This window comes from Kitasatospora sp. NPDC101235 (assembly GCF_044767505.1).
Taxonomy (GTDB): domain Bacteria; phylum Actinomycetota; class Actinomycetes; order Streptomycetales; family Streptomycetaceae; genus Kitasatospora.
In genome coordinates this window covers 68,268-85,527 of the sequence record NZ_JBIWNZ010000013.1, presented here as the reverse complement: position 1 = coordinate 85,527, position 17,260 = coordinate 68,268, and the positions used below count along the sequence as shown (strand labels likewise).

18 protein-coding genes are annotated in these 17,260 nt (G+C 74.1%); 16 read left to right on the top strand and 2 right to left on the bottom strand.

Annotated features, from left to right (window positions below; translation table 11 throughout):
• Window positions 1-2: 2 nt before the first annotated feature.
• On the bottom strand, window positions 3-473 hold the full coding sequence (locus ACIRRH_RS22345; protein WP_403070084.1) for a signal peptide protein: 471 nt from the start codon (window positions 471-473) through the stop codon (window positions 3-5).
• Window positions 474-775: 302 nt separating this feature from the next.
• On the opposite strand from ACIRRH_RS22345, the gene ACIRRH_RS22340 reads away from it, so the two are divergent.
• Window positions 776-1,939, top strand: a complete 1,164-nt coding sequence (locus tag ACIRRH_RS22340) for a PP2C family protein-serine/threonine phosphatase (protein ID WP_403070081.1) — start codon at window positions 776-778, stop codon at window positions 1,937-1,939.
• A gap of 70 nt (window positions 1,940-2,009) precedes the next feature.
• Here ACIRRH_RS22340 and ACIRRH_RS22335 read toward each other — a convergent pair whose 3' ends face one another.
• Window positions 2,010-2,441 (bottom strand): GNAT family N-acetyltransferase, encoded by a 432-nt coding sequence (locus tag ACIRRH_RS22335; protein ID WP_403070078.1) that lies wholly within the window; start codon window positions 2,439-2,441, stop codon window positions 2,010-2,012.
• Between the two features lie 159 nt (window positions 2,442-2,600).
• On the opposite strand from ACIRRH_RS22335, the gene ACIRRH_RS22330 reads away from it, so the two are divergent.
• The 15 genes from ACIRRH_RS22330 (at window position 2,601) to hypE (ending at window position 17,250) form a co-directional block, all read left to right on the top strand.
• Complete coding sequence (locus ACIRRH_RS22330; RefSeq protein WP_403070075.1) at window positions 2,601-4,307, top strand: enoyl-CoA hydratase-related protein; 1,707 nt, start codon at window positions 2,601-2,603, stop codon at window positions 4,305-4,307.
• A 133-nt stretch (window positions 4,308-4,440) separates the two neighbouring features.
• Window positions 4,441-5,505: a hydrogenase expression protein HypE gene (locus tag ACIRRH_RS22325; protein ID WP_403070070.1), complete on the top strand. Its 1,065-nt coding sequence runs from the start codon at window positions 4,441-4,443 to the stop codon at window positions 5,503-5,505.
• Between the two features lie 120 nt (window positions 5,506-5,625).
• Window positions 5,626-7,413, top strand: coding sequence for a nickel-dependent hydrogenase large subunit (locus ACIRRH_RS22320; protein WP_403070067.1), 1,788 nt, complete (start codon window positions 5,626-5,628; stop codon window positions 7,411-7,413).
• A complete protein-coding gene (locus ACIRRH_RS22315; RefSeq protein ID WP_403070064.1) occupies window positions 7,410-7,877 on the top strand; it encodes a thioredoxin in 468 nt (155 codons plus the stop codon). Before ACIRRH_RS22320 ends, ACIRRH_RS22315 begins: the two co-directional genes overlap by 4 nt.
• Window positions 7,874-8,521 carry a DUF5947 family protein gene (locus ACIRRH_RS22310; protein ID WP_403070062.1) on the top strand — a complete coding sequence of 216 codons (648 nt, stop codon included), beginning with the start codon at window positions 7,874-7,876 and terminating at the stop codon, window positions 8,519-8,521. The genes ACIRRH_RS22315 and ACIRRH_RS22310 overlap by 4 nt, the downstream gene beginning before the upstream one ends.
• A complete protein-coding gene (locus tag ACIRRH_RS22305) occupies window positions 8,518-9,162 on the top strand; it encodes a DUF6084 family protein (protein ID WP_403070059.1) in 645 nt (214 codons plus the stop codon). Before ACIRRH_RS22310 ends, ACIRRH_RS22305 begins: the two co-directional genes overlap by 4 nt.
• The gene (locus ACIRRH_RS22300) at window positions 9,159-10,529 is read left to right on the top strand and encodes a hypothetical protein (protein WP_403070056.1); all 1,371 of its coding nucleotides are present in this window, start codon (window positions 9,159-9,161) and stop codon (window positions 10,527-10,529) included. The genes ACIRRH_RS22305 and ACIRRH_RS22300 overlap by 4 nt, the downstream gene beginning before the upstream one ends.
• Window positions 10,526-11,035 carry a hydrogenase maturation protease gene (locus ACIRRH_RS22295; protein WP_403070054.1) on the top strand — a complete coding sequence of 170 codons (510 nt, stop codon included), beginning with the start codon at window positions 10,526-10,528 and terminating at the stop codon, window positions 11,033-11,035. The genes ACIRRH_RS22300 and ACIRRH_RS22295 overlap by 4 nt, the downstream gene beginning before the upstream one ends.
• Window positions 11,029-11,133: a DUF6893 family small protein gene (locus ACIRRH_RS22290; RefSeq protein ID WP_380354177.1), complete on the top strand. Its 105-nt coding sequence runs from the start codon at window positions 11,029-11,031 to the stop codon at window positions 11,131-11,133. The genes ACIRRH_RS22295 and ACIRRH_RS22290 overlap by 7 nt, the downstream gene beginning before the upstream one ends.
• Window positions 11,134-11,249: 116 nt before the next feature.
• On the top strand, window positions 11,250-11,630 hold the full coding sequence (gene hypA / locus ACIRRH_RS22285) for a hydrogenase maturation nickel metallochaperone HypA (protein ID WP_403070051.1): 381 nt from the start codon (window positions 11,250-11,252) through the stop codon (window positions 11,628-11,630).
• 5 nt (window positions 11,631-11,635) lie between these two features.
• Window positions 11,636-12,433, top strand: a complete 798-nt coding sequence (hypB, locus tag ACIRRH_RS22280) for a hydrogenase nickel incorporation protein HypB (protein WP_403070048.1) — start codon at window positions 11,636-11,638, stop codon at window positions 12,431-12,433.
• Window positions 12,430-14,742, top strand: coding sequence for a carbamoyltransferase HypF (gene hypF / locus ACIRRH_RS22275; RefSeq protein ID WP_403070045.1), 2,313 nt, complete (start codon window positions 12,430-12,432; stop codon window positions 14,740-14,742). Before hypB ends, hypF begins: the two co-directional genes overlap by 4 nt.
• Before the next feature lie 6 nt (window positions 14,743-14,748).
• Window positions 14,749-15,051 carry a HypC/HybG/HupF family hydrogenase formation chaperone gene (locus tag ACIRRH_RS22270; protein ID WP_403070043.1) on the top strand — a complete coding sequence of 101 codons (303 nt, stop codon included), beginning with the start codon at window positions 14,749-14,751 and terminating at the stop codon, window positions 15,049-15,051.
• Window positions 15,048-16,181: a hydrogenase formation protein HypD gene (hypD, locus tag ACIRRH_RS22265; protein ID WP_403070040.1), complete on the top strand. Its 1,134-nt coding sequence runs from the start codon at window positions 15,048-15,050 to the stop codon at window positions 16,179-16,181. Before ACIRRH_RS22270 ends, hypD begins: the two co-directional genes overlap by 4 nt.
• Window positions 16,174-17,250, top strand: a complete 1,077-nt coding sequence (gene hypE / locus ACIRRH_RS22260) for a hydrogenase expression/formation protein HypE (RefSeq protein WP_403070038.1) — start codon at window positions 16,174-16,176, stop codon at window positions 17,248-17,250. Before hypD ends, hypE begins: the two co-directional genes overlap by 8 nt.
• The last annotated feature ends 10 nt before the right edge of the window (window positions 17,251-17,260 follow it).

Below are 17,260 nucleotides of genomic sequence, written 5' to 3'. Positions count from 1 at the left end.
GCTCAGTAGAGCGCCACCCGGGGCTCGACCGTCCCCTGCAGCGGGGCCGACCCGACGACCGTGACCCGGTAGTGCTCGGTGAGCGTGTGGTTGCCGTGCAGGACGAGCTTGGCCGGGATGAGCTGGGTGTACAGCGTGCCGGTCTGGCTGGCGAGCGGCACGGTGCACCAGCGGCCGTCCGGGGAGAGCACGTCGAGCCGGACGCTCGCCGGATCGAGGAAGGGGCCGTTCTCGGGGGACTCGATGAGGATCTGCGGGGCCACCGTCCGGTCCGCCGAGGAGCTGTTGAGGTACGTGACGGTGATCGCCCGCGTCGCGTGGCCGGGCGGCAGAGGGGAGGCGGGCAGTTCCACGAAGTCGACCGGCGGGGTGCCGGCCGCCGCCTGGGCCGGGGCGGTGAGCACGGTCGCGGGCAGGGCGGCGAGGGCCGCGGCCAGTGCCAGGGTCCGACGAGGGGTCTTCCGGGTGCGCATGGCGCCTCCTTCGGTCGGCGGCCGGGTCGCCGGGTGCGCCGACCGGTCCGGGCAGGTCCGTACGACACCACCCTGCGCCCTCACCCGGAAAGCCGCATGCGGTGGGCCCGCGCCGGGCCGGGCCGTAGCGCCGGGAGCGGCGGTCCGACTGGGCCGAACGTGCGACCGCCGGGGCCACCACGCCGCTGCGCCGCCCTCGCCGGGACCGGGCGTCTTACCTTGGGCGCAACCTCCGCCCGGCGGCCTCGCCCCATGCGGAGGACCCGGAACGCCGGGGACGTCGCGAGAAGGGGAGGGACGGCTTGCGGGCGCGTTCCGTGGAGGAGCCGGGGCAGCGGCTGCCGATGCTGATCCGGTACGGCCACCGATCCTGGCTGGTGCCCCTGGCGGTGCTCGCGCTGGTGGTGGGTGTGGACGCGGCCACGCCCGTCTCGTTCGCGTCCGTCAGCTGGCTGGCCATGGTCCCGGTGGTCGCCGCCGGGCTCTGCGGGCCGACGGTCACCGTGCTGTTCTCCCTCACCGCCATCGCCGCCTACCCCGCCCTGGACAGCATCTGGGGCAAGTCCCAGGGGACGGAGGACTTCCTGCTGGTGATCGCCGGGGCCGTCCTCTCGGTGCCGATCAGCATCTTCCGTGCCCGGGCCGCCTCCTACGTCCGCCACCTCCAGGGCGCCGCCGAGACCACCCGGCAGGTGGTGCTGCGCCCGGTGCCGCCGGGGTGGGGCGGGGTGGACTCGGCGGCGCGCTACCTGGCCGCGGACGTCGAGGCCCGGGTGGGCGGCGACTTCTACGACGTGCTGGCCACCCCGTTCGGGGCGCGGGTCATCCTCGGCGACGTCCAGGGCAAGGGGCTGCCGGCGGTCGCCACGGCGGCGGCCCTGGTGAGCTGCTTCCGGGAGGCCGCCTTCCACGAGGGAGACCTGGCCACCGTCGCGTCCTGGCTGGAGGAGCGGCTGCACCGGCAGAACCTCCTGGCGGAGCAGCTGGGGGAACGGGAGGAGCGGTTCGCCACGGCGGTGGTCGTCTGGTTCCCCGCCGACGCGCCGGGGGAGGTGGAGGTGGTCAACTTCGGCCACGACAGTCCCCACGTCCTCGGCCCCGCGGGCGTGCGCCGGCTGCCGCCGGGCAACGGGGCCCCGATCGGGCTGGCCCAGCTGGCCGGCGGGCTGCCGGAGGTCCGGCGGCTGCGCCTGGGCGAGGGCGAGACGGTCCTGATCGTCTCGGACGGGGTGACCGAGGCCCGCGACCGGGCGGGTGCCTTCTTCCCCCTGGACGCCCACCTGGAGCGGCTGGCCGGTCTCCCCGGGGCCGTCGACCCCGGGCGCCTGGTCGACGAGGTGGCCGCCGAGGTCGTCCGGCACACCGGTGGCCGGCTGACGGACGACACCGCCCTGCTCGCGGTCCGGACGCCGCCGGTGGAAGCCCCCGGTACCGGTCAGGCCGGCGGGACGGGCCACAGCCGGTAGGCGACGACGTGGCCGGCGGCGGTCGGGGCGACGTGGGCGCCGGAGCAGTGCCCGCCGAGCCGTGGGGCCGTCACCGGCCGCCCATCAGGCGGTACATGCCGATCGAGTCGTGGGTGGCGGTGTCCGCGAAGCCGAACTTCTCGTAGAGGAACCGCGCGGGGCCGTCCGCGATCAGCGAGACGTACGCGGTGGCGGGCGCCCGGCGCTCCAGCTCCTCGGTGAGGGCGGCCATGATGCGCTTGCCGAGGCCGTGGCCCTGGTGCGCGGGGTGGACGCAGATGTCGGTGATCTGGAACGCGGTGCCGCCGTCGCCGATGATCCGGCCCATGCCGATGGGCTCGCCCTCATGGTGGAGGACCACGCCGTACCAGGTGTTGGGGAGGGCGAGTGCGACCGCCTCGGGGGCCTTGTCGGAGAGGCCGGCGTCGGTGCGCAGACGGCGGAAGACCTCGACGGTGGGCACGCCGGGGCAGATTTCGTAAGGGCCACTGGTCGGAAGCATGTCTTACATACTACCCATGGCTGCGTCCGCTCGGGTCCGCATCCCGGCCCCGGCTGCTCGGGTGAACGCGCGGCGCGACATGCCGGACGGGGCGGGAGGCCGTGAGGGCGGAGGTGATGATCGCCGGGTTCCCGGAGCATCACCCCGTCGGAGGCGGACATGCGGATTCTTCTCCTCGCCAGCGCGTACAACAGTCTCAGCCAGCGGCTGCACGCTGAACTGCGCGACCGGCGCCACACCGTGGACCTCCAACTGGCCGGTGACGACGAGGAGTTGCTCGATGCCGTGCGCCGCCTGCGGCCCGACCTGGTGCTCGCGCCGATACTGCGCACGGCGATCCCGCGGGAGGTCTGGTCGCGGCTCACCTGCCTGATCGTCCACCCCGGCCCGCCGGGCGACCGCGGCCCGTCCTCCCTCGACCGGGCGATCCAGGAGGGCTGCACCGAGTGGGGCGTCACGGTGCTCCAGGCCGAGGCGGAAATGGACGCCGGGCCGGTCTGGGCCTGGGCGCCCTGCCGGCTGCCGGAGTACGGCAAGAGCGACCTGTACCGCAACGAGGTCGGCGACGCGGCGTCGGCGGCCGCGCTGCTCGCCGTGGAGCGTTTCGCCTCGGGCACGTACGCACCGCAGCCGCAGCCGCAGCCGCAGCCGCGGTCCGGGCCCGACTGGCGCGCCACCGTGCGCACCCGGCCCGTCCTGCGCCAGGAGGAGCGCCGGATCGACTGGGCGGCCGACCCCACCGAGGCGGTGCTGCGCAGGCTCCGCGCGGCGGACTCCCGGCCCGGGGTGCTCGACGAGCTGTGCGGCGGCTCCTGGTACCTGCACGGCGGGCACCGCGAGCCGGTGCTGCGCGGCCGCCCCGGCGAGCTGCTCGCCACCCGGGCGGGTGCCGTGTGCCGGGCCACCTCGGACGGTGCGGTGTGGATCCCCGAACTCCGCCGCCGTACCCCCGGCGGCCCCGCGGGCGTCAAGCTCCCGGCGGCGACGGCGCTCGGGGGCCTGCTGCCGGCCCTGCCGGAGGTGGCGGCGCCGCTGATGCCGAGGGAGGGGGACGGCCCGGTCTGGTCGGACATCCGCTACCGCGAGGACGGCCCGGTGGGCTTCCTGCACTTCTCCTTCCCGGGCGGCGCCATGTCCACCGGCCACTGCCGCCGGCTGCTGGCGGCCTACCGCTTCGCGGTCGCCCGCCCCACCTCGGTGCTGGTGCTCGGCGGTGGCCGGGACTTCTTCTCCAACGGCATCCACCTCAACGTGATCGAGGCCGCGGCGGACCCGGCCGTCGAGTCCTGGGACAACATCACCGCGATGGACGAGCTGGTCGACGCGGTGCTCACCACCACCGACCGGCTGGTGGTCGCCGCCGTCGGGGGCAACGCGGCGGCCGGCGGGGTGATGCTGGCGCTGGCCGCGGACGAGGTGTGGTGCCGCGGCGGCTCCGTCCTCAACCCGCACTACCGGCTGATGGGGCTGTACGGGTCGGAGTACTGGACGTACACCCTCCCGCGCAAGGTCGGCGCGGCGGCGGCCGAGCGGCTGACCCGTCAGGCGGTGCCGGTCTCCGCCGCCACCGCCGAGCGGATCGGCCTGGTCGACCGGGTGCTCGCCTGCGGGCCGGAGGAGTTCGGGCCGTCCACGGCCCGCCTGGCCGGGCTGCTCGCCGCCTCGCCCGCCACCCAGCAGCGGATCGCGGCGAAGAAGGCGGTGCGCGAGGCCGACGAGCGGACGAAGCCGCTCGACGCGTACCGGGAGGAGGAGCTCGCGGTGATGCACCGGCAGTTCTTCACACCCGAATCGCCGTACCACGCGCTGCGTTCCGCGTTCGTCCACAAGCGCCCGGTGCTGACGGGCCCCGCGGCCCGAGCGTGACCCGAACGGCCCTGCCGGGCTTGCCTCCCCGGGGGCCGGATCCCGCCGCGCGGACCGGCGCCCCGCCCGGACCGTTGCTATGACTGGCTTTCGAGCCATTCCGTCCGGCTCCCATCCCCGAGGAGGCATCCTCATGGGTGCTGCAACAGCTGCAACAGCCGAAACAACCGACACCGACGTGGTGCACATTCTCTGGATCAACGCCGGCCTCAGCTGCGACGGCGACTCCGTCTCGCTGACCGCCGCGATGCAGCCGAGCATCGAGGAGATCGTCACCGGCGCCCTGCCCGGCCTGCCGAAGGTCGCGGTGCACTGGCCGCTGATCGACTTCGAGTGCGGCCCGGCCCAGGGCGCGGACAACTTCGTCGAGTGGTTCTTCAAGGCCGACCGCGGCGAGATCGAGCCGTTCGTGCTGGTCGTCGAGGGGTCGATCCCCAACGAGAAGATCAAGGAGGAGGGCTACTGGTGCGGCTTCGGCGACGACCCCGCCACCGGCCAGCCCGTCACCACCAGTGAGTGGCTGGACCGGCTCGCCCCCAAGGCGACCGCCGTGGTGGCGATCGGCACCTGCGCCACGTACGGCGGCATCCACGCGATGGCCGGCAATCCGACCGGCGCGATGGGGGTGCCGGACTACCTGGGCTGGGACTGGAAGTCCAAGGCCGGGCTGCCGATCGTCTGCGTGCCGGGCTGCCCGATCCAGCCCGACAACTTCGCCGAGACGCTCACCTACCTGCTGTACCAGCTGGCCGGCTCGGCGCCGATGATCCCGCTGGACGACAAGCTGCGGCCCGCCTGGCTGTTCGGCGCCACCGTGCACGAGGGGTGCGACCGCGGCGGCTACTACGAGCAGGGGCAGTTCGCCACCGACTACGGCACGCCCGAGTGCCTGGTGCGGCTCGGCTGCTGGGGCCCGGTCGTGAAGTGCAACGTCGCCAAGCGCGGCTGGACCAACGGCATCGGCGGCTGCCCGAACGTCGGCGGCATCTGCATCGCCTGCACCATGCCGGGCTTCCCGGACAAGTTCATGCCCTTCATGGACCCGCCGCCCGGCTCGCGCGTCTCCGCCAACGCCAGCGGCGCGTACGGCTCGCTGATCCGCCGGCTGCGCGGGATCACGCTGAAGACCCTGGACAAGGAACCGAAGTGGCGTCACACCGGCCGCCACCTGACCACGGGCTACCGCCCGCCCTGGTGACGTCGGAGGGCCGCACACCGCCCGGTGTGCGGCCGCCGCCGGCCCCGCCCGCTCGCGGACCCGTTCTCACGGCCCCCGCGCACCGACCCCGCTCGCCGAGACAAGGACACGACAGACACGATGGCAACACCGACCACCAGGGCGGCCGGCGACGGCAGCGGCCTGACCGAGATGTCCTGGGACCCGATCACCCGGATCGTGGGCAGCCTGGGCATCCACACGAAGATCGACTTCAAGCAGAAGAGGGTCGCGGAGTGCTACAGCACCTCCTCGGTCTTCCGTGGCTACAGCGTCTTCATGCGCGGCAAGGACCCGCGCGACGCCCACTTCATCACCAGCCGGATCTGCGGGATCTGCGGCGACAACCACGCCACCTGTTCGGTCTACACGCAGAACATGGCGTACGGGGTGAAGCCCCCGCACCTGGGCGAGTGGATCATCAACCTCGGCGAGGCCGCCGAGTACATGTTCGACCACAACATCTTCCAGGAGAACCTGGTCGGGGTCGACTACTGCGAGAAGATGGTCCGGGAGACCAACCCCGGCGTCCTGGAGCAGGCCGAGCGCACCGAGGCCCCGCACGCCGGCGACCACGGGTACAGGACGATCGCCGACATCATGCGCTCGCTCAACCCGATCGAGGGCGAGTTCTACCGCGAGGCGCTCCAGGTCAGCCGGTACACCCGGGAGATGTTCTGCCTGATGGAGGGCCGCCACGTGCACCCCTCCACGCTCTACCCGGGCGGTGTCGGCACGGTCGCGACGGTGCAGCTGTTCACCGACTACCTGACCCGGCTGATGCGCTACGTCGAGTTCATGAAGAAGGTCGTGCCGCTGCACGACGACCTCTTCGACTTCTTCTACCAGGCCCTGCCCGGCTACGAGGAGGTCGGCCGGCGACGGGTCCTGCTCGGCTGCTGGGGCAGCCTCAACGACCCCGACCACTGCGACTTCACCTACCGCAACATGACGGACTGGGGCCGACGGATGTTCGTCACCCCCGGCATCGTGGTGGACGGAAAGCTCGTCACCAACGACCTGACGCAGATCAACCTCGGCATCCGCATCCTGCTCGGCAGCTCCTACTACGAGGACTGGCAGGGCAAGGAACTGTTCGTCACCCACGACCCGCTGGGCAACCCGATCGACCCCCGGCACCCGTGGAACCAGCACACCATCCCCGCCCCGCAGAAGCGCAACTTCGACGACAAGTACAGCTGGGTGATGTCCCCGCGCTGGTTCGACGGCACCGAGCACCTCGCCCTCGACACCGGCGGCGGCCCGATCGCCCGCCTGTGGTCCACCGCCCTGTCCGGGCTGGTCGACATCGGCTACGTCAAGGCCACCGGCCACAGCGTGCAGATCAACCTGCCCCGCTCGATGACCAAGCCCGAGGTCACCTTCGAGTGGAAGATCCCGCAGTGGAGCAACGCCATCGAACGCAACCGCGCGCGCACCTACTTCCAGGCCTACGCGGCCGCCGCCGCCCTGCACTTCGCCGAGAAGGCGCTCGACGAGGTCCGCGCCGGGCGCAGCCAGACCTGGGAGCGCTTCGAGGTGCCGGACGAGTCGATCGGCTGCGGCTTCACCGAGGCCGTGCGCGGCGTGCTCTCGCACCACATGGTGATCCGCGACGGGAAGATCGCCAACTACCACCCGTACCCGCCGACGCCGTGGAACGCCAGCGTCCGGGACAGCTACGGCACGCCCGGCCCGTACGAGGACGCCGTGCAGAACACCCCGATCTTCGAGGAGAACCCCCCGGAGACCTTCAAGGGCATCGACATCATGCGCACGGTGCGCAGCTTCGACCCCTGCCTGCCCTGCGGCGTGCACATGTACGTCGGCGGCGGACGCACCGTACAGACCATGCACGTCCCCACCGGCCTGAGCGGGCTCACCGCATGACGGCCGAGCAGACCGGGCTGCGGATCCAGCAGGCGCTGGACGCCCTGGCCGGCAGCGGCGCCGAGCAGGCGGGCGAGCAACTGGCCCGCGAACTCATGGAGTTCTACGGGCAGGGCCTGGCCCGGCTGGTCCCGGCACTGCCCCCGCCCGCTCTGGAGCGGATGCTGGACGACCCGGCCGTCGCCGGGCTGCTGCTCCTGCACGACCTGCACCCCGAGGACCTCCCCGCCCGGATCGACCGGGCGCTGGCCGCCCTGCCCGAGCGGGTCGAGGTGGTCGGCTTCGACCCGGCCACCGGCACCCTGCGGCTGCGCCGGACGGCCACCGGCTGCGGCTGCGGCGAGCAGGAGGTGTCGGCCGCCCTCTCCTGCCACGCGCCCGAGGTGACGGCCGTGGAAATGGAACGGGCCCTGCAACTGCTCCAGATCGGCACCCGCCCGCAGCCGGCCGCGGAGGCGCGATGAACACCCGCCGGATCTCCCGCGACGGGACGGCCCTGCTGCACCGGCTGCGCGAACCGGCGGCGCCGCGCCCCGAGCAGTGCGCGTTCTGCGGCCGGGACCTGCCCGCCGGCCACCGCCACCTGGTGGACGTCGAGGAGCGCGCCCTGGCCTGCACCTGCACCGCCTGCGGCCTGCTGTTCCAGCAGCCGGCCGCGGCCGGCGGCCGCTACCGCACCGTGCCGGACCGCTACCTCGCCGACCCTGAGGGCGAGTTGGACCAGCGGGCCTGGTCGGCGCTGGGCATCCCGGTCGGCACCGCCTTCCTGTTCCGCAACACCGCGCTGGACCAGCTGCTCGCCTTCTACCCCGGCCCGGCCGGAGCCACCGAGAGCGAGCTGGACGAGCAGGCCTGGCAGCGCGCCCTCGGCGGCAGCCGGCTGGCCGACGCCCTGGAGCCGGACGTGGAGGCACTGCTGCTGCGCCGCACCGAGGAGCGGGTGACGTGCTTCCTGGTGCCGATCGACGTCTGCTACGAGCTGGTCGGCCGACTGCGGCGGTGCTGGCACGGCTTCGACGGCGGTGCCGAGGCACGGGCCGAACTCGACGCGTTCTTCGCGCGGCTGGCCACCCGGACCCGCCCGCTGCCCGCGGAGGTGACGGCGTGACGGCGCTCGGCTTCGCCTGCACCGGCGTGCGGTCCGACCCGTACGCGGCCGGGCCGACCCTGGTGTTCCGGCTGCGGATCACGGCCCCGGCCGACACCCGGGTGCACGCCCTGGCCCTCCAGTGCCAGCTGCGCATCGAACCGGGCCGCCGGCCGTACGGCGACGGCGAGGGCGAGCGGCTGGCCGACCTGTTCGGCGGGCGGGAGCGCTGGGCGACCACGCTCAACCCGATCCAGTTCGCCACCGTGCCGCTGCTGGTGCCCGGCTTCACCGGGGCGACCGACATCGACCTCGTGGTGCCGTGCACCTACGACCAGGAGGTCGCCTCGGCCCGTTACTTCCGGGCGCTGGACGGCGGCGAGGTACCGCTGCTGCTGCTCTTCTCCGGCACCGCCTTCGCCGGCCCCGGCGGCTTCCAGGTCAGCCCGGTGCCCTGGGACCGGGAGGCCCGGGTGCGGATGCCGGTGCGGGTCTGGCGGGAGGCGATGGACCGGCACTTCCCCGGCAGCGGCTGGCTGCGGCTGCCGGACGAGGTCATGGACGAGCTGCTCGCCTACCGTTCCCGGCGGGCCCTGCCCTCCTGGGAGGCGACGGTGCGCGAGCTGCTCGCGGCCGCGGCGATCGAGGAGACGGTCCGGTGAGCGGCTTCCCGGAGCGGATCGAGCGCGGCTTCGCGGCCGCCCGGCAGATCGCCGACGCGGTGCTGCTGGAGGGCTACGTGCTCTACCCGTACCGCGCCTCGGCGGCCAAGAACCGGCTGCGCTGGCAGTTCGGCGTCCTGGTGCCGCCCGACTACACCGTGGAGGGCGGCGAGCACTCCCACCAGCGCACCGAGTGCCTGATGGAGGCGCGCGGCGGGGACCTGCTGGCGGTCGAGCTGCGCTTCCTGCGGGTCCAGCGGCGCACCGTCGAACGGGCCACCGCCGCCGGCTTCGCGTCCGTGGAGCGGCTGAAGCTCGCCGACCGGGATCTCGTCGAATGGGACGAGGGTGTCGAGGAGCGGATCGAACTCCTGCTTCCGGTAGAGGAGTTGGAAGGCGATGGGGTGCAGCGGCCGTTCCGGTTGCCGGGCGTCGGCGAGACCGGGCTGGTGCACGAGGACGGCACCGTCGTCGGCCGGCTGGTGCGGCGGCGCGAACAGGTCGACGGCCTGGTCTGGCTGCGGGCCGAGGAAGTGCCGGGCCCGTACCGGGCGCAGCGGCTGATCGTGGAGGTGGAGAACACCTCCCCCTGGACGCCGCCCCGGCAGGCCACCCGCGAGCAGGCACTGCCGCGCTCGCTGGTCTCCGCCCACCTGCTGCTCGGGCTGGAGCACGGCCGCTTCCTGTCCGTCACCGACCCGCCCGAGTGGGCCCGCCCCGCCGCCGAGCGGTGCCGCAACGAGCGCACCTGGCCGGTGCTGGTCGGTCCGGACGGCGATCGCGGGGTGGTGCTGTCCTCGCCGATCATCCTGGAGGACCACCCGCGGATCGCCCCGGAGAGCCTCGGCACCCTGTACGACGCCACCGAGATCGACGAGATCCTGGCGCTGCGGACGGCGGCCCTGACCGAGGAGGAGAAGCGGGAGGCCCGCGGCACCGACGAGCGGGCCGGCGCGGTGATCGACCTGGCCGAGTCCATGCCGCCCGAGGTGCTGGAGCGGCTGCACGGGGCGATCCGCGGGCTGCGCGCGGTCACCGAGGGCGGCGCGGACCGGCCGGAACAGCCCTGGTGGGACCCGGGCGACGACCCGGAGGTCGACCCCGAGCGGGACCGGGTGCTGATCGACGGCTGCGAGGTCGGCGCCGGCAGCCGGGTGGTCCTGCGGCCCGGACAGCGACGCACCGACGCCCAGGACCTCTTCCTGGACGGGCGGACCGGCGTCGTGGAGGCGGTGCTGCACGACCTCGACGGTTCGGTGCACCTGGCCGTCACGGTGGAGGACGACCCGGGCGCCGACCTGTGGCGGGCCCAGGGGCGCTTCCGGTACTTCCAGCCCGACGAGGTCACGCCGCTGGAGGAGTCATGACGGACCGGACGGTGCTGGTTGCCGGGGTGGGCAACATCTTCCTCGGCGACGACGGCTTCGGGGTCGAGACCGTCCGGAGGCTGTCCGCCCACCCGCTGCCGGCGGGCGTCGAGGTGGTCGACGTCGGCGTGCGCGGCGTGGACCTCGCGTACCGGCTGCTCGACGGCTACCGCACCGCCGTCCTGGTGGACGCCACCTGCCGGGGCGGGGCACCCGGCACCGTCTACCTGATCGAGGCGGACGTCGGACAGCCGCTGGAGGTGCCGGTCCTGGACGGCCACCGGATGGGGCCGGACGCCGTACTGGCGCTGCTCGCCACGCTCGCCGCCGGCACCGGCGGAGAGCCGCCCGGCCGGGTGCTGGTGGTCGGCTGCGAGCCGGCCTCGCTGGAGGAGGGCATCGGGCTGAGCGAGCCTGTGGCCGCCGCCGTGGAGGAGGCGGTCCGAGTGGTCCTGCGCGCCGTGGACGAGGCCGCGCAGCCGGAGAAGGAGACAACACCATGCTGAGGAAACTGTTCTGCGTCGCCCTGTTGGCAGGGATCGGCGCACTGGTCTGGCAGAGCCTGCCGGACATCAAGCGGTACCTGCACATCTCCCGGATGTGAGGCGCGGATTGCTGCGAACGGTGCAGCCCCGCAGGCGGTGGCGGCGCGGCTTCGGGCCGACGCCGCCACCCCGCCCTGTAATGGGGCGCGTTGCCGCCCGCGCCCGGAAGGGACCCATGCACGAGATGTCGATCGCCGAAGCCGTCGTCGAGCAGGTGGACGCGGCCGCGCGCGAACACCGGGCCCCCGGGGTGGCGCGGGTCCGCCTGCGGGTGGGCGAGTTGGCCGGCGTGGTGCCCGAGGCCCTCGACTTCTGCTTCGAACTGGCCTGCGCCGGAACGCTGGTGGCGGGCGCGGTGCTGGACACCGAGTCCGTCGCGGCCCGGGCCCGCTGCGCCCCTTGCGCGGTCGAGTGGGCGGTCGGCATGCCGCCGGACCTCGGCTGCCCGAGCTGCTCCGGAGGTGGCGGCGTGGAGCTGCTGTCCGGGCGTGAGCTTCAGATCCTCGACGTCGAGTGGGCCGAGCGCCCGGACGTCCGGGCCGAACAGAAAGGCTGATGCCGATGTGCCGCACGGTCGACCTCCGTCAGGCGGTCCTCGCCCGCAACGACGACAGCGCCCGCCGGCTGCGGGTGGCGCTGGCCGAGCGGGGGACGGTCGCGGTGAACCTGCTGTCCAGCCCCGGCAGCGGAAAGACCGCACTGCTGGAAGCCGAGTTGGGGCTGGCCCGGCGGCGCGGGGTGGCGGTCGCCGCGCTGACCGCCGACCTCGCCACCGAGAACGACGCGCGCCGGCTGGCCCGCTCGGGCGCTCCGGTGAAGCAGGTGCTCACCGACGGGCTCTGCCACCTGGAGGCGCGGATGCTCGCCGGGCACCTGAACGGGTGGCTGCCGGCGGATTGCAGGCTGCTGTTCGTGGAGAACGTCGGCAACCTGGTCTGCCCGGCCTCCTACGACCTCGGCGAGACGCTCCGGGTGGTGCTGGCCTCGGTGACCGAGGGCGAGGACAAGCCGCTCAAGTACCCGACGGCCTTCGGGCTGGCCAACCTGGTGCTGGTGACCAAGGCGGACCTCGCCGCGGCGGCCGAGTTCGACGAGGCGGCGTTCCTGGCCAACGTCCAGCGGGTCAACCCCGGGGTGGAGGTGCTGAACACCTCGGCCCGGACGGGCGAGGGCGTCGGGGCGCTGCTGGACCGGGCGCTGGCCGTGCTGGACGGGGCGGAGCCCCATCGGCCGGTGATGGCAGCGGCGGTGCCGCACGAGCACGACCACGACCACGGGGACGACCACGACCACGACCACGGGGACGACCACGACCACGAGCACGAGCACGAGCACTCCGCCGTGGGGGAGAGCGCGTGACGGCCGGTCACCCGGGGCTCGACCGCGAGCGGCGGCAGGTCGCCGTCCGCGGCCTGGTGCAGGGGGTCGGCTTCCGGCCGTTCGTCCACACGCTGGCCGGTGAACTCGGGCTGGCCGGCACCGTCACCAACACCGGCGAGGGCGTCCTGGTCGAGGTCGAGGGCAGCCGGGACGCCCTGGACGCCTTCTGCCGACGGGTGGCCGGCGACGCGCCGCCGCTCGCCCAGGTGGACTCGGTGGAGCACGCGCCGCTCGCCGCCACCGGCGCCCCCGGCTTCCGCATCCTCCCGTCCCGCCCCGGCGGCCCCCGCACCACCCTGATCCCGCCCGACACCGCGGTCTGCGCCGACTGCCTGGCCGAACTCGCCGACCCGGCCGACCGCCGCCACCGGCACCCCTTCATCAGCTGCACCAACTGCGGCCCCCGGCACACCATCGTCACCGGCCTGCCGTACGACCGGGCCAACACCACCATGGCCGGCTTCCCGATGTGCCCGGACTGCGCCCGGGAGTACACGGACCCCGCCGACCGCCGGTTCCACGCCCAGCCCGTCGCCTGCCACGCCTGCGGGCCCAGGCTGGCGCTGACCGTGCCCGGGCGCCCCGAACTCGGCGGGGAGCAGGCCCTGACGGAGGCCCGGCGCCTGCTGGCCGACGGCGCGGTCCTCGCCGTCAAGGGCATCGGCGGCTACCACCTCGCCTGCGACGCGCGCGACGCCTCGGCCGTCGCCCTGCTGCGCCGGCGCAAGCGGCGCGGCGACAAGCCCTTCGCCGTGATGGCCCGCGACCTCGCCACCGTCGAGGGCCTGCTGCCGGTCGACCCGGTCGAGCGGGAACTGCTCACCGGGCCGGTACGGCCGATCGTCCTGCTCCGCCGCACGGGCCTCCCGATGCCCGAGGCGGTGGCCCCGGGCAGCCCCGACCTCGGGGTGATGCTCCCGTACACGCCGCTGCACCACCTGCTGCTCGCCGCCCCCGGGCCGGACCTGCTGGTGATGACCAGCGCCAACCTCTCCGGCGAGCCCATCGTCACCGAGGACCGGGAGGCGCTGGACCGCCTCGCCCCGCTGGTCGACGGCTGGCTCACCCACGACCGGCCGATCCACGTCCCGTGCGAGGACTCGGTGGTGCGGGTGGTGGACGGCGAACAGCTGCCGCTGCGCCGCTCGCGCGGGTACGCGCCGCTGCCGATTCCGCTGCCGGTGCCCGTCCGCCCGGCGCTGGCGGTCGGCGGCGACCTGAAGAACACCTTCGCGCTGGCCCGGGACGGCTACGCCTGGCTGTCCGGCCACATCGGCGACATGGACGACCTGGCCACGCTGCGGGCCTTCGACCGGGCGGTGGAGCAGCTCGGCACGGTCAGCGGGGTGCGGCCCGAACTGCTGGTCACCGACCGGCACCCCGGCTACCGCTCGGCCCGGCACGCCGAGCGGACCGCCGCGGGCCGTCCGGTGCGCCGGGTGCAGCACCACCACGCCCACATCGCCGCGGTGATGGCCGAACACGGGCTGGACGGAGGCCGGCCGGTGCTCGGCGTGGCCTTCGACGGCACCGGCTACGGCGAGGACGGCGCGATCTGGGGCGGCGAGGTGCTGCTGGCCGACTACGACGGGTTCCGCCGCCTGGCCCACCTCCGGTACGTGCCGCTGCCGGGCGGGGACGCGGCCGTCGAGCGCCCGTACCGGACGGCGCTCGCCCACCTGCGCGCGGCCGGGCTTGCCTGGCTGCCCGGACTGCCATCGGTCCTGGCTTCCGACGCGGAGGAACTGCGGCTACTGGACCGGCAGTTGGAACGTAGGCTGAACTGTGTGCCGACCTCCGGCATGGGGCGGCTGTTCGATGCCGTGTCCTCGCTCGCCGGGGTCTGCCACCGGGCCGGGTACGAGGCCCAGGCCGCGATCGAACTGGAGGCGGCGGCCTGCGGGTTCGGCCGGGCGGACGGCTACGGGTTCGGCCTGTCGGCGCGGGCGGACGGCTGGATCGCCGACCCCGGGCCGGTGCTGGCCGCCGTGGTGGCCGACGTGACCGCGGGCGCCCCCGCCGGGCTGGTCGCCGCCCGCTTCCACGGTGCGGTGGCCGACCTGGTCCGGCGGATCTGCGCGGCCGTCCGGGAACGGTACGGCACCACCACCGTGGCGCTCAGCGGCGGAGTCTTCGCCAATGTGCTGCTCTCCTCGGCCTGCGCGAGCGGCCTCGGGGAGGACGGCTTCACCGTGCTGCGGCACCGCCGGGTGCCGCCCAACGACGGAGGGCTGGCGCTCGGCCAGCTGATGGTGGCCGCCCGGTCGTCGGCCACCCGGGAGGAGTGAGAGCGGATGTGCCTGGCGGTGCCCGGCAGGGTGACGGAGATCGGGGAGCGGGACGGGACCAGGATGGCGGTGATGGACTTCGGCGGCGTGGTCAAGGACGTGTGCCTGGAGTACCTGCCCGACCTGGCGGTGGGGGAGTACGCGATCGTCCACGTGGGCTTCGCGCTGCAGCGCCTGGACGAGGAGTCGGCCCGCCGCACCCTCGCCCTCTTCGAGGAACTCGGGCTGTTGCAGGAGGAGTTCGGCGACCCGTGGGAGGCGGCGGAGGCGGCGGGGGCAGTGGGCGAGACCGAGGAGGCCGGACGGTGAAGTACCTGGAGGAGTTCCGCAACCCCGAGCTGGCGGCCGGGCTGCTCGCCGACATCAGGACCACGGTCACCCGGCCGTGGGCGCTGATGGAGGTCTGCGGCGGCCAGACGCACAGCATCATCCGGCACGCCATCGACCAACTCCTGCCGGAAGGCGTCGAGTTGATCCACGGGCCGGGTTGCCCGGTGTGTGTCACCCCGCTGGAGGTGATCGACCGGGCACTGGCGATCGCCGCCCGGCCGGGGGTGGTCTTCTGCTCCTTCGGGGACATGCTGCGGGTGCCCGGCACCGACCGCGACCTGTTCCGGGTCCGCGGCGAGGGCGGCGACGTCCGGGTGGTGTACTCGCCGCTCGACGCCCTGCGGATCGCCCGGGAGAACCCGGACCGGGAGGTGGTCTTCTTCGGCATCGGCTTCGAGACCACCGCCCCGCCGAACGCCATGGCCGTCCACCTGGCCAGGAAGCAGGGGCTGCGCAACTTCAGCATGCTGGTCTCGCACGTCCGGGTGCCGCCCGCGATCGAGGCGATCATGGACTCACCGGACTGCCGGGTCCAGGGCTTCCTCGCCGCCGGGCACGTGTGCAGCGTGATGGGCACCGCCGAGTACCCGGCGCTGGCGGAGCGCCACCGGGTGCCGATCGTCGTCACCGGCTTCGAACCCCTGGACATCCTGGAGGGCATCCGGCGCACCGTACGGCAACTGGAGCGCGGGGAGCACACCGTCGACAACGCCTACCCGCGGGCCGTCCGCCCCGAGGGCAACCCGGCGGCCCGGGCCATGCTGGAGGACGTCTTCGAGGTGGCCGACCGCCCCTGGCGGGGCATCGGCGTGATCCCGCGCAGCGGCTGGCGGCTCTCGCCGCGCTACCGGGACCACGACGCCGAGCACCGCTTCGACGTCGCGGGGATCACCACCCGCGAACCCGCCGAGTGCCGCAGCGGCGAGGTGCTCCAGGGGTTGCTGAAGCCCCACCAGTGCGAGGCCTTCGGCACGGTCTGCACACCGCGCACGCCGCTCGGCGCCACGATGGTGTCCAGCGAGGGGGCCTGTGCGGCGTACTACCTGTACCGGCGGCTGGGCGTGCCGGGCAACTCCGCCGTTCCCCAGGAGGCGAGTCGCGTTGGCTGACACCGAACTGCTCACCGAGCGGCCCGACTTCTCCGGCTGGAGCTGCCCGCTGCCGTTGCGCGACCACCCCCGGGTGGTGATGGGCCACGGCGGCGGCGGGGCGATGTCCGCCGAACTGGTGCAGAACCTCTTCGCGCCGGCCTTCGGCGGCCCGGTGCTCGCCGGGCTCGGCGACTCCGCGGTGCTGGAGCTGGGCGGCGCCCGGCTCGCCTTCTCCACCGACTCCTACGTGGTGAGGCCGCTGTTCTTCCCCGGGGGCTGCATCGGCGACCTCGCGGTCAACGGCACGGTCAACGACCTCGCCATGAGCGGGGCCCGGGCGGCCTACCTGTCCTGCGGCTTCATCCTGGAGGAGGGGGTGGAGATGGCCGTGGTGGACCGGGTCGCCCGGGCGCTCGGCGCCGCCGCCCGCACCGCCGGGGTCGAGATCGCGACCGGGGACACCAAGGTGGTCGAGGCCGGGCACGGGGACGGCGTCTACCTGAACACCGCCGGCATCGGGCTCGTCCCGGCCGGGGTCGACATCCGGCCGCAGCGCGCCCGCCCCGGCGACGTGGTGATCGTCAGCGGACCGATCGGCCTGCACGGCGTGGCGATCATGAGCGTCCGGGAGGGCCTGGAGTTCGGCGTCGAGGTGTGCAGCGACAGCGCGGCCCTCGGCGGCCTGGTCGAGGCCATGCTCGCGGCCACTGCCGACCTGCACGTGCTGCGCGACCCCACCCGGGGCGGCCTGGCGGCGGCGCTCAACGAGATCGCGGCCGCGGCCGGGGTGGGCGTCGTGCTCAGCGAACGCGCCGTCCCCGTGCCGGAGCCGGTGGCCAACGCCTGCGCGGTGCTGGGCCTGGACCCGATGTACATCGCCAACGAGGGCAGGCTCGTCGCCTTCGTCCCGCGGGCTTCGGCGGACGCGGTGCTCGCCGCGATGCGCGCTCACCCGCTCGGCGCGGAGGCGGTGGTGATCGGCGAGTGCGTCGAGGAGCACCCGGGGATGGTCGTCGCCCGCACCGGCTTCGGCGGCACCCGGGTGGTCGACCTGCCGATGGGCGAGCAGCTGCCGCGGATCTGCTGACGCCGCGTGC